We start from the raw sequence: 24,946 nt of genomic DNA on the forward strand, positions 1-24,946 counted from the left end.
ATGTTGCAGACTACCAGTCTTGGGTGTTGCTATGCGGCCGCGCCGTGCCCGACGCTGGGCAACGGCTTCGCCTCTACCACCGGCAGATGCACCACCGCAGGCGTGCCGGTGTGGGACGCGGCCTCGGTTCCGAGGTGGACGATCAGCGTCGCCTCACGGCCCCACGAAATCATCATCCGCCGACGCCGGCGTCTCCGTCCCCGAGATCGGCTCGGCCTTGCGACCGCTCAGTTTCGATTCCACGGCTTTGAGCACACGCTCGATGCTCCCGGGCAGCCAGATGTTGTCGCCATCCGACATCACCGGCGTCTCCATCCAGCGCACGCTCCCGTCGCCCATGAGTGCCGCCTGCCCCTTGCCGTCGTGATTCGGGCTGTTCTCGAGGGGGAAGATGACCTCGCCCCGGATCGCACGGAGGACGACGGGAGATCGATCCGACATGATCACGAGGTGACTCGGCGAGCCCTTCGACGCGTTGTACCGCGTCGGGCGATCCATCACGCGATAACTGTACGAGATCTGATCGAGTGAACGCCAATCGTCCTTGAGCACGTCATTCGCGCTCGTGGCGGCCAGCGCGTTGCCCGCGCACGACAGGCCCTTCACCGATGTGTATCCCTGGCTGGCGAGCGTGAAGAGGTTCGACGAGTTCGACCGCTTCGGCACGCCGACATCCCACCACGGCAGGCCGCCCTGGAACATCGACGCGACCGGGAGCACGTCCTTGAAGTCACCCGCGTATCCCGCGAGCGCCCCGCCCGCCGACGCGAGCGTTCCCTGGCAGGACATGCGATTGCCGTGCGCCCGCACACCCGCGATCGTCGGCCAGAGCACCGCCGTCCCCAGCAGCAGCACCGCCGCCATCGAGATCAGATCCGACCAGCGCCACCCGCGTGAGACCCGGGCCGAGTGCAACGGCGCGGCAGCACCCATCGCACGCTCGCGTGTGAGGGCCGCCATCACGCGCTCGGTCGTCCGCGCCCGCTCGATCTGGCTCGTCGCCATCCCGCCCGTCAGCAGTTCGCCCAGTCCGGCGGCCTTCACCGCCCGATCCCGAAGCGACCCCGGCACACGAGACGGATCCATCGACGACGCCACGAGCGCATCCACCGCTTCCTCATCACGCGGCGTCAGAAGAACCTCACCGGAACGGTCGTCCACATGTTCAGTCGTTGATGTATTCGAGCGACGGTCACTCAGTATCCGCGCCAGCGTCGCTTCGACAAGCGCCGACTTGTTCGCGCCCTCTTCAGAATGTGTAGAAGGGGAGCCAAACCCAAGCCCGAGCATTCCCAGAAGCCTGCCCACAATGCCGGCGCGCTCACTCGACGCGTGCACCGCCACTGGAGCCTGACGCACCCCGGCGTGGCCATCGACCCACGCGTCGATCTCGCCCGAGAGTGAGTGACTCGCTCTCACGGGCCACGTCTCAGTCGCCCGCGAATCTTGCTGCAGGTTCTGGTCACGATCCGTCACGAATCACCCCCACTCGAGTCCTCGCCCATCGGTCCATCCTTCATGCCATCCAACTCGTCGCCCACTTCACCCGTGCCCCGTGAGACCTCGCGCCAGCGTTTGGCAAACGTCGCGACCGCCGAGTGCAATCTCGACTTCACCGTGCCCAACGGAATCCCCAACTCGTCGGCAATCTGGGCATAACTCAGCCGCTGGAAATACGCGAGCAACAGGATCTCCTTCAGGGGCCACGCCATCGCGTCCAAGGCGTTCTGTACCAGGGTGCTGCGTTCGACCTCCTCGGCCCGCGTCCCCGGCTTGGGAACATCGATCTCGAGAAGATCCACGTAATCGCATCCGTCCTCGCCGTTCCCACCGACCGGGGCCGAGAGTTCCAGCATCCGTCGCCGGCCCTTCTTACGCAGGTAGTCACGCCCCTTGTTCGCCGCGATCGTGAAAAGCCACGGGCGAAATCGACGCGTCGAGTCGAATGTCCCGGCACTCTGGTGAATCTGGAGGAATGTCTCCTGGAACACATCCTCCGCGGCGGCCCGATCCCCCACAAGACGCGTCAGAAACCGGATCAGGTCGTCGTGATGCCGCTCGATCAGGTGACGGATCGCGCCGACGTCACCCGTCCGATATCGCTCGAAGATCTGCTCGTCGCTCTGCTCGCGCACGAACCCTCCCTCGAATTCACGAACCCGGAGCGTCGAACCGGCCCAATCGCGCCCAGACACTCCTCGAAAACTCGATCCCCTCGGCGGCAGGGAAGAAACGCTGACCCTCGGCTCGGAGCGCTGGGGCATGGTGCTCCACGTACGACTCAAACGCGCGCATGTTCGCGAACTCGTACCGGCTCCGGACCCGAATGGGTGCCTGATCCTGGTCCCCGGTCAGGCGGTCAACCTGGGCCGTTCTCGCCCCGCCCGCCACCACGGCCGCCGCATGCCCGTCGAGCATCCACCGAACATATCGCTCGGCGACGGCTTCATTGGGCAAAGTCGCCACAACCTCATACACAATGGTGTTCTCGGAACCTTCGCCCATGCATCCAGCGTAGTCCGCACACGCCGATCAAATCCCTTCCGGATGAGGCGCGGGCAAGCAATATCATGTGCCGTTCGGCGTTGAACTCTGGGCGTATGGAGCAACTTTGGACGACTCGCGTCCCCAACACCGTTCTCCCGATTCCGACCTGCCGAGGTTGCTGCGCGACGCCGCCTCTGGAGATCCGCGTGCCTGGCATGATCTTGTCCAACTCTACAGCAAGCGCGTCTACGCCCTGGCCAAGAGCCGGTGCCGATCGCACGACGTCGCCGAAGAGATTACCCAGTCTGTCTTCGCGACGCTCGCCGAGCGTCTCGGAAGGCAGGAGTACCAGGAACTGGGCAAGTTCGAGGCGTGGATCTTCCGGATCACCATCAATCGCGTGCGGGACCACATCCGCCGCCTCAAGCGTCGCCCCGCGTCCGAGCCGATCCACGACGACACGGTCCAGAGTGAAGACCCCGGCCTTGCCGAGGGAACTCCCGCGCTCGATCGCCTCCGCGAGGCGTTGCACGAACTCCCCGACGCCGATCAGGAGGTCGTGCACCTCCGCCACTTCGCCCAACTCTCCTTCGCCCAGATGGCGGACCTCCTCGAAGAACCCGTGGGAACGCTCCTCGCCCGCCACCATCGGGCTCTCAAAAAACTCCGCACCATCCTCGAGCGCGCCGACCAGGGCGCGCGCCAGGAGTTGACGCCATGACGAAAATGCCGAACACACCGAACGATCCCGTGCTCATGAACCTCTCGCCCGACCCGGCGCTCGAGCGGATGCTCGACGCGGCTCGCCGATCAGGAGTCGGTGTCACAGGGTCTCGAGGACCGCGTCGAGCGGGCGACGCTCCCCGTGCTGCTCGCGTCGCGTGGGCCAGTCGCCGAAGATGCCCCGATCCCGTTCCCCTCGCGGGTGGCGGCGTCGAAGGGTCTGCGTCTGGCGGCGGCCGTCGCGATCATCGCCTCGGTCGGTGCGGCGTATCTCGCGATGCGCCCGGCCCACCACACCTCGGGCACGATCATTGCCAAGGGCACCAATCCCGCATCGATCACCGCCGAGGCCGATCTCGCCAACGCGATCCTCACCGCGCTCGACGACGGCACATCCGAGCAGATCGATCTTCTGTATTCCGACACCGCCCGCCTGCACGACTCGATGGGTCAGGGGTGGTCCTCGTTCCTGGATGGAGGCGCCTCGTGAAGACGCGTGCCACGCTCGCACTGTTCCTCTCGCTCGCCGCGTTCATCGCGCCAAGCGTCATCGCCCAGCCGGGGCCCGATGCTCCGCCGGCGGAATCTCGTCCGCGACGGGGCCCGGGCCAGAATCCGGGATCCGAGGCGTTCGGTGATCGCGACGCGATCGCCGCCCGCCTCGAGCGGCGCCTCCACGAGATCGACCGCGAGCGCGAGCGGCTGGCCGGCGCCATCGAACGTCTGCACACGGGCGAGGATCCCGCGGGCGTGATGGGAGAGATGAACGAAGGCCGAGGGAACGGGCGCCCCGGCGAAGACAAGCCAAGGTCCTTCCCGCCCCGTGGCAGCGATCACCCCGAGGGTCCAAACGCCGGATCAGGCGCGCTCCCCGAGATCTCGCCCGAGCAGACGCTGGAGTTCATCCGCGTCGAGGCGCCCCAGGCCGCCGTGTTCCTGGATCGATTGAAGGAGCAGTCGCCGTCCTTGCACGACCGCTGGGTATCCCGCCTCACCCCGCGCGTGCGCGAGTTCATGACGCTCAAGGCGACCGATGCCGAGTTGTACGAAGTGAAGCGCCGCGAGTGGAAGGCGGGCTGGTCGGTCTTCGCCGCCGCACGCGAGGTCCGCGAGGCTGTCACGGCGGAGTCACCCGACGAGAACGCGAAAGTTTCGGCGGTGATGAAACTCCGCAGCGCCCTCGCCGAGCACATGGACGCCCGCCTCGAGGGCCAACGTCGCGAGATCCGCGATCTCGAGAATCGCATCACGCAACTCCGCGATCGCATGGAGCGCGCCGAGCAGGAGCGCCCCGCACGCATCGACGAGGTCGTCGCCAAGATCACCGATCCGGAGTTCCGCCCCGAGCGTCTGCTCATGCCGCTCTTCCGTGCCGATCCGGAACAAGGTGAATCCGGCGAGAAGCCCGATGTCCCGCCCCGCCGCTGGCGCGACCGAGGCGAGTCCGGCCGCACCGGCCCCGGCCGAGACGGGCAGGATCACAAGCCGGAATAATCAGTGTCGTCGTGATCGATCAGGAGACGATCGCGCCCGGTGCCATCTCCGACGCCGTCGTGAGCACAACCACGCGACGATCCGGTGCGTCCTTCCCGGCATTGCTCGCCGCAAGGAGCATCCCGCGCGACTCCTCGCCCCGGATCATCCGCGGCGCCAGATTGGCCACGATGACGATCGTCTTCCCGACGAGATCCTCGAGCGCATAGTGCTCGCGGATCCCGGCACAAATCTGGCGTGGCGTCCCCGAGCCGTCGTCGACCTGGAGTTTGTACAGGCGGTCCGCCGATGGATGGTTCTCGGCATGCACGATCTTCGCGACACGAAGATCGAGTCTCGCAAACTCCTCGAAACTCACCACCGCTTTGGTCTCGACACTGCCCGCTTCCGCCATCGCTCGTCTCCAAACTCGGAATCAGTTCGCCGGCCCATCGGCGACCGGCGCCGAGGCTCTCAAACGCACCGATGATAGTCGAACACCACGGTCTACCGGGCCTCGCACGTCCACCAGCCGTCTCTGAAGACATCGAGCGTCGGCTCGACCTCGAAGACCTTGGGCACTTCCCTGGGGTCGGGATCGAGGAGGACCTCGCCATGATCAACACTCAGTTGGGCCGACCACGAGCGTTGATCGCCGTGCAACAGCCACGACTCGAAGCGCAGGTGCGACGCGAGTTGTCGCGTGGACAGCGTCGGCCCCGGAAGCCCATTGCAGATGGGGCACAGGCGCGTGTCGAACCCGTCGCCGCCCGGCCGTGCGCGGCGGACAACGCGGTCGTTCGCGCACTCGGTGCAAGGCCAGGCCCGGGCCTCGCGGTCGAACCATCGCACACCTCCCGGGAAGTCCGAATCGCGGAGCAAACGATCGAGCCGCATCAGCGTGGAGCGGACCTCGGCGTCCTGCAGGATCCGCCGCGCCTGGATGCCCTCGCCCGATCGGATCAAACCAATAAGCGACGCGAGGCGATAGCCAAGTCCATCTTCGGAGAAATCCGTCTCGCCGCGCGGGATGAGGATCGGCTGGTGCCTCGCGTCGAGCGACCGTGCGAGGGCCGACAGCCAGCGCGTGTGCGCCACGCGTCCGCTCACGTCGGCAAGCCCCAGACATGCCGACGCCGCCAGTTCTCGCCCCGCGGGTGAATCGTCGGCATGCGTGAACGCGAGCGTGTACAGACGAATCGCAAGACGGCGCGTGCCCACGTCATCACCCGCAGCATCGGCGACCTCCTCGGCGAGCAGGAAGTACCCTCGAGCCTCGCTCGGCGAGAGTTCGCCCAATCGCCCTGCCCAAGGCGTGATCGCTTCACGCTCGACCTCGTCGAAGGCCGAGGTGATGAGGCGTCGCGGTGGGGCGGGTGCTGGCGCGGCGGTTCCGTCTTCGGGCGAGGTTTCGGGAGTTGGGTTCGACGTGGCCGAGCGCGGCGTGGTGTCCGCGGACGCATCCGCCGACGCCGGCGTCGCGGGTTGGACCGCGGCATCAGGCCCGTTCATCCCGAGCACATAGGTCACCCCAGCTCCCGATCCCGAAGGACCGCCGGCCTGGGCCATGGATGACGGCGCGCCGCCCAGCCGCACCTGCCACAGCCTCGCGTGCGCGAGTTCGCCCGCAAGGATCTGCTCGACAACGTGCGTCGCGGTGCGCCGCGACACGCCAAGGTCGTCGAGCACGTCACGGATCGCCCCGGAGTCGCCGGGCCTCTCGATCGAGATCGTGTACGCCAGGAGTTCGGCGATCGTGACCTGGTGGGCGGCATACCGCTGGGCCGGACCCTCGGCCAGGCGCAATCGGGCTGACGCGCGGGCCTCGATGTCGCGGATCGAGAGTGCCTCGACCCCCGTCGGCGTGTGCCGATCCGCCTCGAGCCGCCACGCCGCCACGAGCGCGTCCGCGGCCTGATCCGCAGGCTCGACCGACAACGGAATTGGATCGTTCGCCGTTGGTGTGGCGCCGGACACGCTGGGTTTCACGGGACGGATGCCCATCGCGGTCTCGGTTCGCGAGCGCGCCGAGGCGGCGAGCGCCATTGCCTGAGCATCCACGCCTTGCAGTTCATCAGACCCGGCGGAGAGTTCGAGGAGCCGCTCGACGAGTCCGCGTCTGGCCATCGCACGGAAAGACGGATCACGTGGCGCAGGGAGGAGCGTGCGGCTCATCCGCTCGAAGAAGTTCGCGTTGTCACGCGTCAGCGGCGCGAGCGCCGTCGCGTCGAGACACGCCAGCACGAACGCCGGATGCCCGGAGTTCCGCGCCACCACGCGAGTCGCTGCCTGACGCAACGCAGAGTTCCCCTTGAGCGCGTCGTCCACGATCACCCGAGCCTCGGCCTCGGCCAGGGCGTCGCTCGAGGGCGCATATGACGCCAGGAGTTCGCCGCGCACACGCGGATCTCGCGTCGACTGATACTGCACAAGCCACGGGCCAGAACCCGTCGGCGCGTTGAGGCGCAGCGTGTACGAGACCGAGGTTCCGGCCCACGCGCCCGAGGGCGAGCCGGAGAGTTGGATCTGTGTCGGGTCGCCTGATTTCGTGGAGATGGTCTCCCCGGCCCACGCGAGAGCCGCATCCGCCGACAGTCTCGACAGCGTCGCCGCCCGATCGAGTGTCTCGCTCAACTTCGGATTGAGCGTCGTGTCGGCACCGATCACGCCCGGCGCTCGCGCGAGCCACGCGTCGATCAACTCCTGCCGGCCCTTGCCGGGATCAAGCCCCCACGCCGTGCGCAAACGATCGCGAACTTCCGCCCTCGCGATCGGGCCCGCCGACGCCCCGAGCACCATGGAGACGTCAAAGCCATCCCCCGAGGCAAAGTCGAGGAGCGACGACGTCACCGCGTGCAGATCCGCCTCGCTGATCGTCGCGTCGTCGAACCATCGGATGAGCGACGTGCGTGCCCCCTGCCCCGCGCTCCACGAGGACGCTCGAGCAAGTCGTCCAATCGCGTCGAAGACGCCCTTGCTCAGCGTCGGCTCCTTGGGCCCGCGCATCAGTTGTTCCATCGCCGTCAGCGCGACGCGATCGTGCTCCAGGGGCGAGAGCCCGAGCGCGTCCAGCCCCATGAGCCACTGGTCGTAGGCGAGCGTGACTTCTGACGATCGCCCCTCGATGGTCTCGCCGCTGGGGACGAGTCGAGCGGAGACGATCGCCATCGCCGCGATCGCGCCGGCCTGGAACGATCCCTCGCGCACGTGCAACCCCGCGAGGCCCGGCCCCCCCATGCGCGACCGGATCTCGCCCATGACCCACGTGGGAAGGTCACGCTCGCGCGACAGCCGCGCTCCAAGCCCGCACGCCCAGATCGCCGGCAGAACGTCGTCCGCGGTGAGCACCGAAGCCGCCCCCGTCGCGCTCGACGCCGCTGAGAGCCGGTCCAGGGGCTGGAGCGCCGAGTCGATCACGCGAACGCACAACTCACGCCGATCGGAGACGCGATACAGCGACTCGATGATCGCACTCTGCACCGCGATCGATCGATCCAAAGGCGACCGAACCCACACCCGCCCCGCACGCTCGCACACACGTGCCAGGCGCGCCACCGCAGCCTCGGTATCGGTCTCCAACTCGCTGCGGATCGCTTGAATCTCACGCACCAGTCCGTCCATCGTCTGGCGAGAGGCATCCTCGGACGGTGCCGAAGACTCCGTCGATGGCGTCGTCTTTGGCGTCGAAGTGGGGAAGTACTCCTTTGGCTTCGTGGCGTTCGTGGACGAACTCGACGTGCTGTCGGCCGCAGTTGTTCCATCGATCGGCGTCGTGCCCGTCGATCGTGCCGTCGAGCCTCCGCGCATCGACGAGAGATACACGACAACACCTACCGCGACGACCACGACCGCGACGAGCAGCACGCCCGCCACCATGAGCATCGAGCGCACAGGGTCGGCTTGCTCGAGTTCCTCTGGATACACCTCATCGAGAGGGATTGGCGGAGTTGGTACCGCTCCACCCATCTCGGCAAACGCCGTCGGACGTGGCTGACTCACCTGCACGTCTGACCCGAGGTCGCCTGTCGATGGCTGGAGTGCTGTGGCATCGCTCCTCTGATGCGGCGGCGCGGTGTGCATCGAACTCCTATGCGACGAACTCGGCGCGGCATAAGTGGCGGGGTTCGCGTGCGCCGGTGCAGAGGCCGCTGAGCGCACTCCCTGCACCGCTGGCACCGCAAGCCCCGTCGCCAGGCGCTGGATCGACCCCATCAGTTCCGGGGCCGACACGCCCACGGTCTGGGCCACAAGCAGCAGCCGATGCAGCGACGATCGGTTCCACCCGCCAAACTGCGCGAGCGTGGCGATGACGGCATGGTCCATCCGTCGCTGGGCCGCTTCGCGGACATCAACAGCGCTCTCCCCCACTGTGGGGCCACTCATCGCGGGCGCACTCTCGAGCAACTGCGCCGCCGCCGCGTGCAGCGCCAGCCGAACCTCATGGGCCTCACCCGTCGCGCCCTCGGGATGAGCCGCGAGCATCGACAGGCGTGTCTCGAGCGCGCGGATGATCGACCCTTCCGTGCACGACTCGGGCGCGATCCCCAGGAGCGCGAACGGCCCTTCCATCGCCTCGCCACCAAAGAACCGCTCGATCGCGTTCGAGGGACCCATCATCGGGCACCTCCGCTCGAAGGTAATGGAGTCTTCGGTCCACCACCCGCACCCGTTCCGTTTGTGCCCGGCGTCGCGGGTGCCGCGCCAGCCGGCGGCGCATCAGGAATCTCCACCTCGAGCATCCTGAACTTCGCGTCCCACGGGTCAGGTCCATAGTTCGGATAGAGCAGCACGTGCTGCTTCATCGCCTCGCGGGCCGCCGAAGCGTCGATCTTCGCGAGCAACCGAATCGTGTGATACCGCGCCTCGAACCAATCCTTGGAGCCCTCGGCCAACCCGCTCGAAAGATCACGCCACGCCCCCTGCGCGCCGCGAACGTCGCCCGTGCTCTCCAGGAGCGTGCCAAGCCGGCGCAAGGTCTCGGCGGTGCGTGTCCCGGCCTTCAACGCCTCCTGATCGAGCGCGATCGCGCGGTCGCGCATCAGTTCGTCGTGATCGCTCTCCCAGATCGCCGCCGCTGCGCTCGCCACGCGATCACGCACCACAGACCGGGTCGCCTCGTTCCCCGCGCCGAGTTGTTCGAGGATCATCAGCCCGTGCCGGACGACGTCGCGCGCCGCATCGATCGAGCCCGGGTTCACACGCCACTGGTCGGTCGCGCGCTTGTACAGCAGTTGATCCGCGGCCCGCGCGAACGCCCCGCCCTGCTCACGCAGAAACGCCAACTCGCGCTCCACACGATCCTCGGCCCGCCTCGCCATCGCGATCTGCAACCGCCGATACGCGAGTTCCGGCTCCACCGACGAGATGTCCATCGTGTGGAAACTCGCCACCGTCTCCACCGTGTGCACCATCTCCTCGGCCTTGTCCACATCGCCCGACCCACTCGCCAGGAGCGCGTCGGCAATCTGTCGAGCCAGGATCACCACCTGCTGGGCGGCGTCACGCGAAGGCTCCTCCGTCCCCGATGACGCCCGCGTCGCGAGCAGTCGCAGCACGGGGAGCGAGACCTCCACAAACCGCGAAGCCGAAAACTCCCGATCCGAAGCGGCACTCCGCCGGTACGCACGATACAGCAGACGCGACGCCTGCAACCGCGACGCCTCATACGTCGGTGCGTCCGGCGCCACCCCCAGCAGCACCTTCAGCACCTCCTCCTCGCTCATCAGTTCCGTCCCGCTCTGACGCAGGAGCAACCGCACGGCATTGTCCGTCGCGGGATAGTTCTTGAGATACAGAACCGCCAGCCGATCCCGCTCCTTCGCGAGCGAAGGCTTCCCACGCTCGATCCCCATGTCCAGCGCGACGATCGCGAACCACAGCGCGTCCCGACGAACGCCCCCGGCCTCGCTCGTCGTCGCGTCGTACGCCCGCGTGAACGCCTCGGCAGCCTCGCCAAAGTCCCCCGCATAGAACCGCGCCAGCCCGATCCGCGTCCGCACCCTGGAGTGCTCGCTCGCGAACTTCTCCGCGTCCGACGACCCGATCGCCGACTCCAGAATCTTCGCCGAGTCGCGATACTCGTTCGCGACCGACACTCGAGCCGTCGGCGCGTCCGGGTCCTCGCCAACCTTGTGCATGGTTCGTGCGCGATCGAAGGACTGGAGCCCGCGCACATAGAGCACGACGAACCCCTCGCTCCCGATCGGGGCCGTGCCATACTTCGCGACCAGATCAAGCACGTGCCCGATCTCGCCCCTCGCGATGAGCGCCCCGAACCCCAACTGCGTGAGGTCGTCGATCATCCGCTTGGTCCCGCCCGAGACGCCCTTCGCCGTCGCGCCCTCGAGCGCGAGCACCGCCACCAACCGTGCCTCCGAAAGGGTCAACTCGCGTTGCACGCCGTCATGGTCCTCGCGCAGCCGCCGCTCCAGGAGCACCATCGCGTCGCTCCACCGCTTGGCGCCCGCGAGCACGACCATGCGCCTCCCAAAGATCTGCTCCGCCACACCAACCGGCACGCCCGACTCCCCCGCGACCTCGTCCAGCCAGCGCAGCGCCTCGACGTCGTTCCCCTGCATCGATTGGCATAGCGCCGCGCCCACCGACGCCCGAGCCACGTGCTCATGGACCAGCAGCGATCGGGGCAAGCGATCCAGAGTCGGCGGTTTGCCGGGCGTCGCGTTCAGAATCACACCAAAGTCGACAAGCGCCGACGCGATCGTGCCCGACGAACCCGTCAACTCCGCCTTGTAGTACTTCACCCACCCCGAGTAATACTTCGCCAACGACCGAAGCCGCCGGGCGTCCTCCAGGTCGCTCCGCACCTCGGCAAGCACGCTGTCGGTCGCCCGCTCCTGGCGCGACTCAAGAGACGCCACACGCCGATCGACTTTGTCGCCGACCTCACGGAAGATCACCGCCGCGCGATCGAGCACATCCTTCGCCTCGGCCACCTCGGCCTCCGTCGCTAGCCGCAGCCGATGCCGCTCGGCGATCTCCTCGCCCCGAAAATACGTCGCCTTCGCCAGATCCAATCGCAACTCAAACGTCTCGGCCCCCGGCACGCGGCGCATCAGATCTTCGGCCTGCGCTTCCACAAGCGCCCGCTCCTTCGGGTCTTGCACATTCGAGAGCAGCCTCACATACAACCTCCCGAGTTCCTCCGCCGCCCGAACGCGATCGGCCTCCACGCTCGTCGCAAGTCGCGCCCGAAGGTGCGCCCCCAAAACGCGATCCAACCCGCGATCCCGGAGATACTGCTCGAGCCGCGCATCCCCGGAAACCTGCGCCACAGCCGCGGAGGCGAGCACCGCCCACGCGCCAAGTCCAACGAGTTGGATCCAGGCTCTACTTCGCGGGGACATAACTCACCTTGATAAACCCGGCGTCCTTGCACGACTGCAACGCCGTCGCGATCGAGTCCACACGCACCGACGACGATCCGCGAACGAACACACCGACCTCCTTGGGCAAAGGCTTGAGCACGCGCGTCAGCGTCGCGCCATCGGTCACGATCTGCCCCCCGACTCGAAAGACCTCCGCGTCGCCCTGCCTCTCAACGCTCACAATCTGCGGCTGCAGGTCTCGCCCCGCTCCCGCGCCCTGACGCTCTGCCCGAAGCCCCGACGCCAGTTGGCTCTCCGGCGGCGTGATCTGGGCCGTCACCAGGAAGTAGATCAGCAGCAGGAACACCACGTCGATAAGCGAGACCAGCGGCATCGTCGCCGATTCCTCTCGCGCAGCGCGGAGCAGTCTCATGGCATCCCCCCCTGCCCCGACGTTCCCAGTTGCCAACTCTTCACGCCCAAGACGCTTAGCCGATCCGCGATGAGGTTGATCGAGTGCGCCCCGGCGCTCCGGTCCGCGCGAATATGCACGTGCACTTTGTCGGCGCCGCCAACCTCGGTGATGGTGTGCCCCACGATCTGCACGAGTCGATCCATCAGCACGCTCTCGCCGCCGACAAAGTACCGACCCTCGGCACTCACATCGATCGTCAGCGATGCGCGCGACGCCTCGGGGAGCGACTCGCCCTTCACCTCAGGGAGGTCCACGCGCGTCCGAGCCTCGCGCGAGAACGTCGAGGTGAACATGAAGAAGATGATGAGCAGCATCACCACGTCGATCATCGGCGTCATGTCAAAGACGCCGTCGCCCGCCTCGATGCGCCGGGTGCGAGTCATCGCGCTCCCGTCTCCCGGGCCGCGCCCACGCCGTGAGGCACCTGCGGCGGCATCGCCGGCGGCACGCCCGGACGCGCCGCTCCCGGTCGCGTGGGGGCGCGCCCGCCACGCCCCATTCCCGCGCCCTCGATCTCCGACGCCAGGCCCTCGATCACCTCACCCGCCTGGAGCGCCAACCGCTGCGTCCTGTTCCGGAAATACACCGACAACGCGTGGCACGGAATCGCGACCACCAGCCCCTGCACCGTCGTGATGAGCGCGATCGAAATGTCCCCCGCGAGTTGCGCCGGCCGGGCCGCCCCCTCCGTCGTGCTGATCGTCTCGAACCCGCCCACCATCCCGACAACCGTGCCCAAGAGCCCCAGCATCGGCGCGACTTGCGCGATCAGCGCGATCCCGTCCGTGCTCCGCCCCAACCGATCCACCTCGGTCGTCCCGGCCTCCTCGAGCGCCGATCGCATCTCCAGAAACCCGAACGGCGATCGCATGCACCGCGTCATCGCCTGCCCGAACACCCGCGTCACAAAGCAGCGATTCTCCTCCGTGTCACAGAATCGAAGCGCGCCCTGGATGTCGTTCCCGCGTAGGTGCCGAGAAAGCCCCTCGACCACCTCCGGCGGCGTCAGCCTCGTGTCGCGCACCGTCAAGAGATGCACGATCGCGAGCGCCACCGCCGCCACCGATAGCATGATGATGACATACCCGATCGGCCCGCCGCCCTTGATGTACTGCCACAGCGTCCGCGATGACGCCGCGCCCGTGCCGGCCTGCGCCAGCGTCACGTCGATCAACGACCAAACCGTCGAATGCACGATCATGGACCCTCGCCTTTCACGCCCGCGGGAGCCTTTGCCGGAACATCCGACGCCGTGCCCCTCGCCAGCAGCCAATCCGTCGATGAACTGTTCGGATACCGAACCACCAGTTCCTGCTTGAGTTTCGCCGCCCCCGCGGAGTCGCCCATCGCCTCGAGCGCCGCCGACGCTTCCGCCAGCGCGAGCGCCGTCAGCGCCGCCGAGTGCCGCTCCAGCCGCGCGGGAACGTGCAGCAACTCCGCGATCCCCATGAGCCGCGACTCCTCATCCGGCTCCAGCAGCAGCGATCGCCCGATCCCCACGCGCACCCACGCCTCGACCCACCCGCCCGATCGCGCCTCGATCATGCCCCGCAACTCACTCCGCGCCTTGGCACGCGTCGATTCATCGCCAAGCCGCGCCGCCACAAGGCTCGACACCAGCGACAGCCCCGGGTCATTCCCCTCGATCCGAAGCAGCAATGAGAGATCGCCGACCTCCAGCCCGCACTCGCCACGCGCCGCCGCCAGATACAACCCGGCAAGTCGAGACGCGCGTCGTCGCGCTGGACCAGCGTCCTCTGACAGGTGGCTCACCTCGCTCAGCGTCTCGCCGCGCGCCAGCGCCTGCACCGCCGGCGTCTTCTGCCAGATCGGCGGGAGCGACGACACCAGCCCCAACTCCGCATCAAACTCCAGCCCGCGCTCCAGCGCCTCGCGATCCTCCGATCGTGCGAACAACTCCGAGATCGGGACGCCCGACCCCACCCACACGAGCCAGGGCTCCAGCGCTAGCGTCTGCACGCCCCGTGCCAATCGACATCGCACCAATCCCGCCGACGCGATCGCCGCCGTCGGGCCTTCCTCCCGCGCGAACATCGGCATCACCCGCTCGAACAAAGGCTCTGCCCCGGGAACATCACCGCGCTCCAGCCGTTCGCGCGCCCGCCACAGGTCCTGCCCGCCCTCCAGCCACGTCGTGATACTCGCCGCACGCTCCGTCCCCGCCGCGGCACCCTCGATCGACCCCACACGATCCCACCCGATCACCGTCGCCGCCATCTTCCCGTCGGCGTCACGCTGCCGGATCGTCACTCCCGCCGCCGAGAGCGACTCGACGCCCGCCCGCTCCCACCCGGCTCGCCGCGCATCACCAGCGCGCAGCATCACGGTCAAGACCTCCTTCGCCTCCGCCGGGGCCGCATCACCCTTCCCCGCGCCCTTCACAGGTGCGGCGTCCTGGGCCATCACAGGCGCGGCCCACACCCACGACACCGCCAACGCCGTCACACCCACACGAGAGGCTGTCCACACACCTCGTCTCATGGGGGCCCCGCGATAAACGTGTACGAACCCTTGCTCAGCGCCGCGATCTGCTTCATCACCTCTTCTGAGTCCCGCGTCCCGAAGCAGATGCAATGGATCGGCACACGCAACTTCGCATTCAGCACCGCGATCTCGTCCGCCGTCACCGGGTCGAACTCGCCGTCGGTCATGAAATAGATCGCCTCGGGGCGCGGCTTCATCGCGAACGCGACCTGAAACGCCGGCAGCGGCACCGTCCCCCCCGCATCATGCAGATTCCCGATCTCCGCGATCGCCCACCGCTTCCCGCTCCACACCGCCTCGGTCCACTCCGTCTTGTTCCCCAGTGGCATCGCCCCATCGCTATACGGCAGCACGATGAACTGAGCCGTCTCCGACAGCGACCGGATCGACTCGCTCAACTGCCCCTTCAAGGAATCGAGTTTCCCGCCGACACCCATCGACCCCGAAACGTCGACGATGTACACAAAGCGGTTCCCCGTCGCCTCGACGCCGAAGAAACTCGCCCCGCCGCCACCCGCGCCGCCCATCGCCTCGCCCGATGTGCCCACGTCGCCGCCCCCCGCGAGCGTGCCGATGTCCGAGATCTCCCCGATCGCGCCCTCCAGCCCGCTCGCCGCGCTCGCGTCCATCAGGTCCGCCGCCACAGGCTCCTGCATCGACATCTCCGGGACGGCCGGCGCATCAAGCGCCACGGCACTGTCCTGCAGCGACGCCAACTCCTCCTCCGACGCCACCGCGAACTCGACACCAGGCCCCTCAGAGTCCACCCGCCCCGGCCCCGCCGGCCCGCCCCACCCGATCAGCATCGACATCAGCGCCATCAGGATGTGGACGACCACCGAAACTAGGACGCCCACGACCGCCGCCCGCCTCCCCCAACGCCACAGCAGTACCCGCAGGCTGGGCGGAACCTCCGCGTCGCGGTCATTCTGCAGTTCAACGTACTCCGTCACAACCTTCTTCATGGATATCGCTCGGGCGGGCGTTGTCACACATCATCGGCGACACGCCACGCGCTCACGCACTCGGCATGAGAGTCCTTCGCGCACGCCCATGCTCGGGGTCACGCCGCCCACGCCAAGCCTGGTTCCAGACCCCGTTCGCGCAGGATCCGCCACGCGGGTCGTGCGACGCTCGTGCGGGTAGCGACCATTGGGGGCCGCCCCAACAGTCTACAGACATCGCCCGAGCCGGGTTGCAACCCCCTCGTCACCCCCAGCATGTCACCCGCTCAACGCGTGACCCGCCCATACGTGTCGATTCGACGCCGAAACGCCCCTGGTTCGCCCCCATTGGCCCACCCAACCGATTTCCAGACATATCCTTGGGCAAAGTCCCTTCCGCCAGCCCACGCACGCCACCATCCCGCCCCAGCCGCCCCAAACCATGCCAAACCACGCCGACGCATCCAAGCCCTACCGCCGGGTCCTCCTCAAACTCTCCGGCGAGTCCTTCGCCAAGCCGGGCCAGTTCGGGATCGATGGCGAGGAACTCTCCTCCATCGCCAAGGAGATCAAGGCCGCCACCGGCGCCACCCAGATCGCCGTCGTCGTCGGCGGCGGAAACATCATCCGCGGCGCCTCCCTCGCCGAAGCCGGCCGCATCGAGCAGGCCACCGCCGACCACATGGGCATGCTGGGCACCGTCATCAACGCCCTCGCCCTGAAGGAAGCCCTCTTCGCCGAGGGGGTCGATTGCCGCGTGATGTCCGCCATCGAGATCCGCGCCGTCGCCGAGCCGTTTATACGCTCCCGCGCCCTGCGCCACCTCGAAAAGGGCCGCGTCGTCATCCTCGCCGCCGGCACGGGCAACCCCTTCTTCACCACCGACACCTGCGCCGCCCTCCGCGCCACAGAACTCGCCTGCGATGTCCTGCTCAAAGCCACCAAAGTCGATGGCGTCTACTCCGCCGACCCCAAAAAGGACCCCAAGGCCACACGCTTCGACCGCCTCACCTTCGCCGAGGCCTTGAGCAAAAACCTCCGCGTCATGGACATGACCGCCCTCGCCATGTGCGGCGAGCACAAACTCCCCGTCCTCGTCTTCGATTACAAGAAGCACGGCAACATCGCCAAGGCCGTCCGAAAGGACCCCATCGGCACCCTTCTCTTGCCTTCGTAAGAACCCCACCCGATCAACCACCCGACCAGCCAAGGAGCCATCCATGTCCTTCACCGATCCCGATTCCATCCTCCTGTTCGCCGAAGAGCACATGGAGAAGGCCGTCGATTATCTCAAGCAGGAGTTCCGCGGCATCCGCACAGGCCGCGCCCACCCCGCCCTCGTCGAGTTCGTGAAAGTCGATTACTACGGCTCGATGACCGAACTCAAGTCCCTCGCCGCCATCAGCGTCCCCGAGCCGAGCCAACTCCTCGTCAAGCCCTTCGACGCCGGAAGCGTCGCCGCCATCAAGACCGCCATCGAGGGCGCGGGGCTCGGCCTCAACCCCATGCCCGAGGGCAAGCAACTCCGCATCACGATCCCCATGCTCTCCTCCGAGCGACGCCAGAAACTCGTCGCCCAGTGCAAGAAACTCGCCGAAGAGCAGAAGGTCGCCATCCGCAACATCCGCCGCGACGCCAACAAGCACGCCGACGCCCTCGCCAAAGCCCCCACCGGCGGCCTCCCCGAGGACGAGATCGACACCCTCAAGGAAGAGATCCAGAGCCTCACCAAAAAGGCCGAGGAAAACGTCGACACCCTCACCAACAACAAGATGAAGGAAGTGCAGGAAGTCTGAGCGACCGTCGTTGGCTCGACATCACGTCGTCCCGCAATGAAAAAGGGCTGGAGCACTCGCTCCAGCCCTGATCCTTCTCAGACTCGTGGCGCAGGCGTCCCGCCTGTGCTTCTCACTCTACAACTCAATACCGATAGTGATCCGGCTTGTACGGTCCATCCGCCGACACGCCCAGATACTCCGCCTGCTCCTTGCTCAACTTCGTCAGTTTCGCTCCCAACTTGTCGAGGTGCAGCCGCGCGACCTCCTCGTCGAGTTTCTTGGGCAGGACGTACACCTTCTTCTCGTACGCCTTCGTGTTCGTGAACAACTCGATCTGCGCCAGCACCTGGTTCGTGAACGAGTTGCTCATCACGAAACTCGGGTGCCCCGTCGCGCAGCCCAGGTTCATGAGCCGCCCCTCCGCCAGCACCAGGATCGAGTGCGCCTTCACGCCCTTCCCCGCCGGGAACGTCCACTCGTCGAACTGCGGCTTGATGACGTGGCGCTTCGCCCCGGGGAACTTCGCGAGCCCCGCCATGTCGATCTCATTATCAAAGTGCCCGATGTTCGCGACGACGGCCTTGTCCTTCATTCGCGCCATGTGCTGCACGGTGATCACGTTCTTGCTCCCCGTCGCCGTGATGAAGATGTCCGCCGACTCGATGTAATCCTCGGCGAGCACCACCTGGTACCCCTCCATGCACGCCTGCAACGCGCAGATCGGGTCGATCTCGGTGACGAGCACGCGGCAGCCCTGCCCGCGCAGCGCCTGGCAGCATCCCTTGCCCACGTCGCCATACCCGAACACGATCGCGACCTTGCCGCTGAGCATCACGTCCGTCGCGCGGTTCAGCCCGTCAAGCAGCGAGTGCCGGCAGCCGTACAGGTTGTCGAACTTGCTCTTGGTGACGCTGTCGTTCACGTTGATCGCCGGGAAGAGCAACTGCCCCTTCTTCTGCATTTCATACAGTCGGTGCACGCCCGTTGTCGTCTCCTCGCTCACACCGACGATGTCCTTGCCCATCTTCGTGAAGCGCCCCGGCCGGTCCGCGATCGAGTTGCGGATGGTGTCCAGGACATACTTCCATTCCTCGGGGTCGCTCTTCGCGTTATAGGCCGGCACCTTGCCGGTCTTCTCGAACTCCGCGCCCTTGTGCACGAGCAGCGTCGCGTCGCCGCCGTCGTCCAGCAGCATGTTCGGCCCCGAGCCGTCCGGCCAGGTCAGCGTCTGATCGACGCACCACCAGTATTCCTCCAGCGTCTCGCCCTTCCACGCGAAGACCGGGATCCCCTTGGGGTTGTCGGGCGTCCCCTTGGGGCCGACCGCGATCGCCGCCGCCGCCGAGTCCTGCGTCGAGAAGATGTTGCACGAGCACCAGCGCACATCAGCGCCGAGTTCCACCAGCGTCTCGATCAGCACGGCCGTCTGCACCGTCATGTGCAAACTCCCCGCGATCTTCGCGCCCTTGAGCGGCTTCTTGCTCGCGTACCGGCTGCGGATCGCCATGAGGCCGGGCATCTCATACTCCGCGAGACGGATCTCATCGCGCCCCAGGCGGTGCAGCGTCAGATCCTTCACGCGATAATCGGGCGTGCTCACGGCAGACTTGTTGCTCTTCATCTTCATACTCGGTGCTTTCGTCGGGGGCATGACAGTTCCTTTGTAAATGTCCAAATGGTCAAATGGCCAAATTGCCAAATAAAGTCGTTCGTCTCTTCGTCTCTTCGCTCTTATCTGTCTTCCTCTGTTCTCCCTCTGATCCTCTGCGTTCGCCTTTAGATCCTCGCCACGCACGCAAACAGCCCAGGCCCCATCGCCTCCGGTTCACTCGGCAGCGGCGTCACCTCGCACGAGCCAAACCCCGCCTCCAGCGCCCACGCGCGGATCGTCGCCGGCTCAAAGCCAAGGTGCTTGTGCCCCATCGTCCGTTTGTACGCCTCGCGCGTGTGCGGCAGCATGTCCACGATCAGCGCGATCCCACCGCCGCGCTCGGTCGTGAGCACGCGACGCATCTCGCGAAGGATCGCCCTGGGATCGTCCGCGTGGTGCAACACAAGCACGCACACCGCCGCGTCCACCGTGCCGTCCCCAAAGACGTTCCTCGGCAACTTCTCGAGGTCCCCCTTGACGAACCGCACGTTGTCGAATCGCGCCAGCCGCGCCCTCGCCGACTCCAGCATCGCCGCCGACGAGTCCACCGCGATCACCCCACCCACTCGTTTCTCGACGCCCCCCCCGACGCCCCCCCCGACGCCCCCCTCCCACCCGCGCTCATGGCTCGACAGCCACGGCGCGATCAACTCCGCCGCGTTCCCCGTCCCGCACCCAAGGTCCGCCACACGCCAGTCCGGCCACACCAGCGCCAAGAGCGAGACCGCCGTGAACGACGAGCCATACAGCGTCTCGCGCACGCGTTCCCACTCGCTCCCGCCCCCGCCGCCGACGCGCCCGAAGAACGACTCGCTGTCGGTCCGCCGCTCCTCGATCACCGCCCGCAGCCGCCGCAGGTCCTCATCGAGTTCCGGATCGCTCACGCTGTTCGCGCCGCTGGCCACGCCGATCAACTGGTCCTTCACCACCAGCCACAGCGCCCGCGACTCCAACGGAAGATCGTCGAGCACCAATCGATATAAGGTCTGCGTCCCCTCGTTGCGGCGCACCAGCCAACTCGTTCCCGATCCCCCCGCGCCCTCGGCCAGCACCTTGAGGTGCCGGCTCACCGTCGACTGCGGCAACTGCACCACGCTCGCCACCTCGCCCACCGAGAGTTCCTCGATCTCGAGGATCCGCAAGATGCGCAGCCGCACACGCTCGCTGAGCGCCGCCAGCCGCTCGGTCACCGGCGAGACCCGAGCCGAAGGCTCCCGGTCACCGGCCCGGCGCCTCGCCGACCCCACCCCCACCCCCGCCCCCACCCCCACCCCCGCCCCCGCCCCCGCCAAGGGCGCGGCCGGGCTCGCCGGATCTACCTGGGGCTTGGGGTGGGGTGCACGCGGAGTTGGGGTGGCTTTGTGCTTCATCCGTTCATCCGGATGAATGGTAGAAGCCGCGACATCCCTCGGCAAACTCCGACGCCAAACACCCCACCCGATTGTGGCCGCCAAATCAGCCTGTTCGAGTCCCGTCCAGGCCCATCCGGCCTAGACCCAGACCCGCTCCATGGCCCTCCACCCCTATTCCAAGCCCACAGGGCATCATCCGGAAGTTCTCCAGACGTTTTCTGGAACAAAAAAGCCCTTGACGAGAGTAGTAAAGCCCTTGACGAGAGCCGTAAAGCCCTTGACGAGAGCTGTAAAGCCCTTCACGAGAACAAAAAGGCCCTTTACGAGAACAAAATGGCCCTCTACGAGAACAAAAAAGCCCTGCACGAGCGTCATTCAGCCCTCTTCGAGAGTAGAAAAGCCCTCGTCAGGAACAAAAACCACGCCGTCTGCTACAGACGACGCCCTGTTCACGACCATCTCCAACGCAGCAACACCGGAGCAAAGGCCCGAGAACCGCATCGCGTCGCCGCGTGATCGCGTGACCACCGGCCCTCAGTTGTACTCCGGCACCGCGCCGAACGTCGACCCCTCGACCTGGTTGTACACCTTCATCATCTTCAGGACGCCCGGATCCTTGGGCGCGATCGCGTACGCGTACCGCAGATGCCGGATCGCGCTCACGCGGTCGTTGATGTCGCCGTAGAAGTTCGAGAGGTTGAACTCGTGCACGAACGACTTTCCGCCGTCGAGCCGCGCCGCCGTCTTGAGGGCCTGCTCCGCCTCGTCATTGAACCCGCACTTGTGCGCATAGATCCCAAGCAGCGAGTGGTCCTCGGCATTCCCACGCTCCTCGATCCGGTGCCGCAGGAACGTCATCAACTCGTCCTTGCTCCCCGCCTGATACATCGCCTCGGCGAGCAACTCCGCGTAGTGCTGGTTCCCCGGACGCGTGTCGAGCGCCAGGCGGAACTCGTACGTCGCCTCCTGCGCCTGCCCGGCCTTCAGCAGCGTCTCGCCATACCGCACACGCGCCTCGACGTCGTCGGGCCGGCGCGAGAGATACTCGCTGTAGTCCTTGAGCGACTCGGGATATCGCGCGTACAGCGCGTGCCGGTCCGCCGACTCGAGCACCGTGTACAGCGGCCGCTCCTTCTTCGCGCACCCGCCGAACATTCCCGCCATCGCGACCAGCATCGCGCCGCTCGAGATCGCGCCCAACACCACCGCCCGAGTCGAAGTCCGTCCCATCCGTACACTCCATTGGCTCTCGCTGTGCCCCACAACCAAGGCGCGGCAGCCCGCCGCACGCCAGATGGCACAGGTCGGCATCATACTCAAACCCAACCCGCTCATTCGATGATCCCCACAACGTTCCCGCACTACCGCGTGCCCAAGGCTCCACAGAACCTTGCCCATGTCCACCACCCCGCGTGACACCACTCCCCTCGGCCCGCCGACACGCACGGTCGTCCTCCTCCACGAGATGCCCGACGCCTCGCCCATCCCCACCCACCTCGACTGGCTCCTCGAACTCCCTCTGCACTGCCGCCCCGATCCACACAACGACCCCAACTCCCGCTCGCTGCTCGCCTTCCGACTCAAAGACGGCACCGACACCCGCCCCGATCGCCTCCAACCCAGCATCACCCTTTCCGCCGATCGCCTCGACAACCACCGAGCCCTCTACCTCTTCCACCAGGGCCCACTCCCACCCCCATCCGACGCCATCCCCCTCGGCACACCCCGCGGCTCCCTCACCCGCCTCGCCACCGGCGAGATCCACTGGAAGTCGCTGTCAGAAAACCAGTTAGAGTTCATCGCCCGCTGGCCCCTCACCGAGGGCCATCTTCTACGTGTCCATGAATACGCCGCCACGCTCACCCGCGAGCCAGAATCCGCCGCATGGCCGCGCGCCCTCCCCCCGGGCGTCCTCGCCCGTTTCGTCCTCGTGACCCACAAACCCTGACCCGAAAATCCCAATTCTGGTATGGTGGGTGGGAAGGATCTCACACAGGACGGACCGCCGGGCTACCTCGGCGTGCCCCGGCCACACACGGGAACTCTCCCGAGAAAGCCGGCCACACCAACGCCCGTCGACCGCCACTCGTCTTGACCAGGGACCGCGCGCCAAAGGCGGCCCCGCACGACACAGGGAGGCCGACCATGCCGAACACGCTCTTCTCGCCCGAGAGTCCCATGGGAAATGGTGGTGGAGGTAGTGCGGGGGGTGGTGCAGGCGGTGGGGGGGGTGGTGGAGGGGGGGGGATGATCCGCCACAACCGCCCCCTCGGCGCCCCCCTCGGCACTCCATCTCCAACATCACAACGCCAGGACCACGACGACGTCCTCCCCCCCGAGCCGCCGCCACCAAAGATCACGGCCTTCGAACAGAAGTTCGGCGCCAAACGCCACGAGGACGAGTGGGACCGCACCCCCAACGTGACAGGCACCGGCGCCATCCACGTCCGCTGCTTCCATTGCAAACTCAACGACGACGCCCTCGCCCTCCTCGAGCAATCCGTCAACGAATGGCTCGACGCCCACCCCCAATACGAGGTCAAGTTCGTCACCACCGCCATCGGCGAATGGCAGGGCAAAACCAAAGAACAACACATGGTCGTCCAGGTCTGGGTGTGATCGCCCAAGGACGCCGACGACTCTTCGGTGGCACCACTCTCCAGAGTGGTGAATCCCACACCCTACCAATTCTCGTGGGGCAGGCGGCCCGCCTGCCCCTACTTTCCTCTACATCCCTTCGTGGCACACGACAGGTGTCATGGCTCGACCCCTGCCTCGGGTGCCATCAGTTGGCCGCACCTGCGATGGGCGGATCGGCCAACTGATACCGGGCGTCGTGTGACGACGGACACCCCGCTCCACCGCACGGGTGTCGCCTCCTCATCGCGAATCGACACCGCCGCACGAGGCGACGGCCCAGAGCCGCCGTCGTCTCGTGGCACCCACCAGAGAGAGCGCGGACGCCACACGTTCCTACACTCATCGAAAGAGCATCAGTTGGTTCAGAGCAACCGACTGATGGCACCCAAACCTGAGGAACCCACGCCACCCGCCCGTAGTCATTTCTGAACATGATACTGCGTAACTCACTAATCACCCTGGCCTGTGTGTCTGTCACAGGACTATTCTGGAGACTCTCCGTACTGCAGGTCGGACTTCTTCCAGTATCTCATGGCTATTCAGCGGCATTTGCATACTCTCGCAACGGACAATTATTTACATCGTTCACATCGTCCAGCAACCCATACGATGTATTCATTGGAGGAGCTGGCGTGTCAGTTGTCAGCGACACTGAATGGTGGTTTTTTACCAGAGTTCAAAGAGTTGATGAGTTTAGCAGGACTGGCAGAGTTGCAACTATTCCAGATGAGTACAAGGCACTTGTTTCTCGTCCAGGTGAAATCGACGCCACCTATGACGCGTGCTTCATAAAGGCATTAGCTGATTCTGGATTGCATGTTGGAGCCAATGATGTTATTTTCCACACTCCGAATGCTTCGACTTTAATTATTTCAAGGCCTGGCGCCGTAAGATTATCATTTGCATTGATCGCATCGTTATTCACAGCACTCACATTTCTATATTGCTCTCGTATACTGCTCGATGTTCGCGGCATTCGTCGCTTGCATTTGGGACTTTGCCCACGCTGTGCATACCCATTAAATACCACCGGTGATCGAAAGTGTGTTGAGTGTGGCTGGAGTATGTCAGCATAGTGCCTCTTGGTTCCTTTACAAATATTCATCCTTCCTGTACAAATATTCATCTCGCCTGATTCGGTGGCAGTTCCGCCCGCATTCGCATCACGCCGCCTTCCGGTAGTAGTGCTTGATTACGCCGCCAAGCTTCCTGTACAAATACTTCCTGTACAAATATTCAGCCCGCCAGAACTAGCGGCCAACTCAGCCCGCAATCAGCATCACGCGGCCTTTCGGTAGTAATGCTTGATCACGCCACCTAGTCTTGATCGGCAGCGGACCTCAAGGCGACCAACCGGCCCGGCACGGGTCGGCCGCCTCCGATCCATCGGCGCCGCAAACTCCAGCGACGAGTGCGGCCGGTCACGGTTGTAGTGGTCGACGTACTCGCGGAGCATGTAGTCCAGATGCCGCGTGCCGAAGATCACAAAGTGATCAAGACATTCGGCCTGGACGCTCTGGAACAGCCGTTCAACATGCGCGTTGAGGTTCGGCGTTCGGCACGGCAGCGGCATCGACCGCATCCCACGCACAC

At 66.1% G+C, this 24,946-nt stretch carries 25 protein-coding genes; 8 read left to right on the forward strand and 17 right to left on the reverse strand.

Annotation, left to right across the window (positions count from 1 at the left end):
- Window positions 1-29 precede the first annotated feature (29 nt).
- From IPK69_09980 to IPK69_09995, 4 genes are read right to left on the reverse strand one after another with little or no spacing between them, the layout of a single operon-like run.
- On the reverse strand, window positions 30-176 hold the full coding sequence (locus tag IPK69_09980) for a hypothetical protein (protein QQS08317.1): 147 nt from the start codon (window positions 174-176) through the stop codon (window positions 30-32).
- Window positions 154-1,419, reverse strand: coding sequence for a hypothetical protein (locus IPK69_09985; GenBank protein QQS08318.1), 1,266 nt, complete (start codon window positions 1,417-1,419; stop codon window positions 154-156). The genes IPK69_09980 and IPK69_09985 overlap by 23 nt, the downstream gene beginning before the upstream one ends.
- A gap of 53 nt (window positions 1,420-1,472) precedes the next feature.
- Window positions 1,473-2,135: a sigma-70 family RNA polymerase sigma factor gene (locus tag IPK69_09990; protein ID QQS08319.1), complete on the reverse strand. Its 663-nt coding sequence runs from the start codon at window positions 2,133-2,135 to the stop codon at window positions 1,473-1,475.
- Window positions 2,136-2,151: 16 nt separating this feature from the next.
- Window positions 2,152-2,505 (reverse strand): DUF4286 family protein, encoded by a 354-nt coding sequence (locus IPK69_09995; GenBank protein QQS08320.1) that lies wholly within the window; start codon window positions 2,503-2,505, stop codon window positions 2,152-2,154.
- A 106-nt stretch (window positions 2,506-2,611) separates the two neighbouring features.
- Between IPK69_09995 and IPK69_10000 the strand changes: the two genes are divergently transcribed.
- The 3 genes from IPK69_10000 (at window position 2,612) to IPK69_10010 (ending at window position 4,704) form a co-directional block, all read left to right on the forward strand.
- Window positions 2,612-3,208, forward strand: coding sequence for a sigma-70 family RNA polymerase sigma factor (locus IPK69_10000; protein QQS08321.1), 597 nt, complete (start codon window positions 2,612-2,614; stop codon window positions 3,206-3,208).
- A gap of 99 nt (window positions 3,209-3,307) precedes the next feature.
- Entirely contained in the window at window positions 3,308-3,700 is a 393-nt protein-coding gene (locus tag IPK69_10005; protein ID QQS08322.1) for a hypothetical protein, read from the forward strand.
- Window positions 3,697-4,704, forward strand: coding sequence for a hypothetical protein (locus IPK69_10010; GenBank protein QQS08323.1), 1,008 nt, complete (start codon window positions 3,697-3,699; stop codon window positions 4,702-4,704). Before IPK69_10005 ends, IPK69_10010 begins: the two co-directional genes overlap by 4 nt.
- A 19-nt stretch (window positions 4,705-4,723) precedes the next feature.
- Here IPK69_10010 and IPK69_10015 read toward each other — a convergent pair whose 3' ends face one another.
- The 8 genes from IPK69_10015 to IPK69_10050 form a co-directional block, all read right to left on the reverse strand.
- Entirely contained in the window at window positions 4,724-5,098 is a 375-nt protein-coding gene (locus IPK69_10015; GenBank protein ID QQS08324.1) for a methionine--tRNA ligase subunit beta, read from the reverse strand.
- Between the two features lie 92 nt (window positions 5,099-5,190).
- A complete protein-coding gene (locus IPK69_10020; protein ID QQS08325.1) occupies window positions 5,191-9,300 on the reverse strand; it encodes a hypothetical protein in 4,110 nt (1,369 codons plus the stop codon).
- The gene (locus IPK69_10025; GenBank protein QQS08326.1) at window positions 9,297-12,047 is read right to left on the reverse strand and encodes a hypothetical protein; all 2,751 of its coding nucleotides are present in this window, start codon (window positions 12,045-12,047) and stop codon (window positions 9,297-9,299) included. The genes IPK69_10020 and IPK69_10025 overlap by 4 nt, the downstream gene beginning before the upstream one ends.
- The gene (locus tag IPK69_10030; protein QQS08327.1) at window positions 12,031-12,441 is read right to left on the reverse strand and encodes a biopolymer transporter ExbD; all 411 of its coding nucleotides are present in this window, start codon (window positions 12,439-12,441) and stop codon (window positions 12,031-12,033) included. The genes IPK69_10025 and IPK69_10030 overlap by 17 nt, the downstream gene beginning before the upstream one ends.
- A complete protein-coding gene (locus tag IPK69_10035; GenBank protein ID QQS08328.1) occupies window positions 12,438-12,866 on the reverse strand; it encodes a biopolymer transporter ExbD in 429 nt (142 codons plus the stop codon). Before IPK69_10035 ends, IPK69_10030 begins: the two co-directional genes overlap by 4 nt.
- Window positions 12,863-13,684, reverse strand: a complete 822-nt coding sequence (locus tag IPK69_10040; GenBank protein QQS08329.1) for a MotA/TolQ/ExbB proton channel family protein — start codon at window positions 13,682-13,684, stop codon at window positions 12,863-12,865. The genes IPK69_10035 and IPK69_10040 overlap by 4 nt, the downstream gene beginning before the upstream one ends.
- Window positions 13,681-14,985 (reverse strand): hypothetical protein, encoded by a 1,305-nt coding sequence (locus IPK69_10045; protein QQS08330.1) that lies wholly within the window; start codon window positions 14,983-14,985, stop codon window positions 13,681-13,683. The genes IPK69_10040 and IPK69_10045 overlap by 4 nt, the downstream gene beginning before the upstream one ends.
- Window positions 14,982-15,953 carry a VWA domain-containing protein gene (locus tag IPK69_10050; protein QQS08331.1) on the reverse strand — a complete coding sequence of 324 codons (972 nt, stop codon included), beginning with the start codon at window positions 15,951-15,953 and terminating at the stop codon, window positions 14,982-14,984. Before IPK69_10050 ends, IPK69_10045 begins: the two co-directional genes overlap by 4 nt.
- 421 nt (window positions 15,954-16,374) lie before the next feature.
- Between IPK69_10050 and IPK69_10055 the strand changes: the two genes are divergently transcribed.
- Both IPK69_10055 and frr read left to right on the forward strand, forming a co-directional pair.
- Complete coding sequence (locus IPK69_10055) at window positions 16,375-17,109, forward strand: UMP kinase (protein ID QQS08332.1); 735 nt, start codon at window positions 16,375-16,377, stop codon at window positions 17,107-17,109.
- 43 nt (window positions 17,110-17,152) lie between these two features.
- Window positions 17,153-17,728 (forward strand): ribosome recycling factor, encoded by a 576-nt coding sequence (gene frr / locus IPK69_10060; GenBank protein QQS08333.1) that lies wholly within the window; start codon window positions 17,153-17,155, stop codon window positions 17,726-17,728.
- Window positions 17,729-17,852: 124 nt separating this feature from the next.
- On the opposite strand, the gene IPK69_10065 is transcribed toward frr, so the two are convergent.
- The 4 genes from IPK69_10065 to IPK69_10080 form a co-directional block, all read right to left on the reverse strand.
- On the reverse strand, window positions 17,853-19,361 hold the full coding sequence (locus IPK69_10065) for an adenosylhomocysteinase (protein ID QQS08334.1): 1,509 nt from the start codon (window positions 19,359-19,361) through the stop codon (window positions 17,853-17,855).
- Between the two features lie 125 nt (window positions 19,362-19,486).
- On the reverse strand, window positions 19,487-20,731 hold the full coding sequence (locus IPK69_10070; protein QQS08335.1) for an ArsR family transcriptional regulator: 1,245 nt from the start codon (window positions 20,729-20,731) through the stop codon (window positions 19,487-19,489).
- Window positions 20,732-20,905: 174 nt separating this feature from the next.
- A complete protein-coding gene (locus IPK69_10075) occupies window positions 20,906-21,088 on the reverse strand; it encodes a hypothetical protein (protein QQS08336.1) in 183 nt (60 codons plus the stop codon).
- A gap of 159 nt (window positions 21,089-21,247) precedes the next feature.
- Window positions 21,248-21,943: a hypothetical protein gene (locus IPK69_10080; GenBank protein ID QQS08337.1), complete on the reverse strand. Its 696-nt coding sequence runs from the start codon at window positions 21,941-21,943 to the stop codon at window positions 21,248-21,250.
- 166 nt (window positions 21,944-22,109) lie between these two features.
- On the opposite strand from IPK69_10080, the gene IPK69_10085 reads away from it, so the two are divergent.
- The 3 genes from IPK69_10085 (at window position 22,110) to IPK69_10095 (ending at window position 24,429) form a co-directional block, all read left to right on the forward strand.
- Window positions 22,110-22,661 carry a hypothetical protein gene (locus IPK69_10085; GenBank protein QQS08338.1) on the forward strand — a complete coding sequence of 184 codons (552 nt, stop codon included), beginning with the start codon at window positions 22,110-22,112 and terminating at the stop codon, window positions 22,659-22,661.
- 299 nt (window positions 22,662-22,960) lie between these two features.
- Window positions 22,961-23,332: a hypothetical protein gene (locus IPK69_10090; GenBank protein ID QQS08339.1), complete on the forward strand. Its 372-nt coding sequence runs from the start codon at window positions 22,961-22,963 to the stop codon at window positions 23,330-23,332.
- Window positions 23,333-23,985: 653 nt separating this feature from the next.
- Window positions 23,986-24,429 (forward strand): hypothetical protein, encoded by a 444-nt coding sequence (locus tag IPK69_10095; GenBank protein QQS08340.1) that lies wholly within the window; start codon window positions 23,986-23,988, stop codon window positions 24,427-24,429.
- Between the two features lie 203 nt (window positions 24,430-24,632).
- Here the strand turns inward: IPK69_10095 and IPK69_10100 are convergent, their stop codons facing one another.
- Window positions 24,633-24,926: a transposase gene (locus IPK69_10100; GenBank protein QQS08341.1), complete on the reverse strand. Its 294-nt coding sequence runs from the start codon at window positions 24,924-24,926 to the stop codon at window positions 24,633-24,635.
- Window positions 24,927-24,946: the final 20 nt, after the last annotated feature.

Source organism: Phycisphaerales bacterium (genome assembly GCA_016699835.1).
In the GTDB taxonomy this organism is placed as follows: Bacteria; Planctomycetota; Phycisphaerae; order Phycisphaerales; family UBA1924.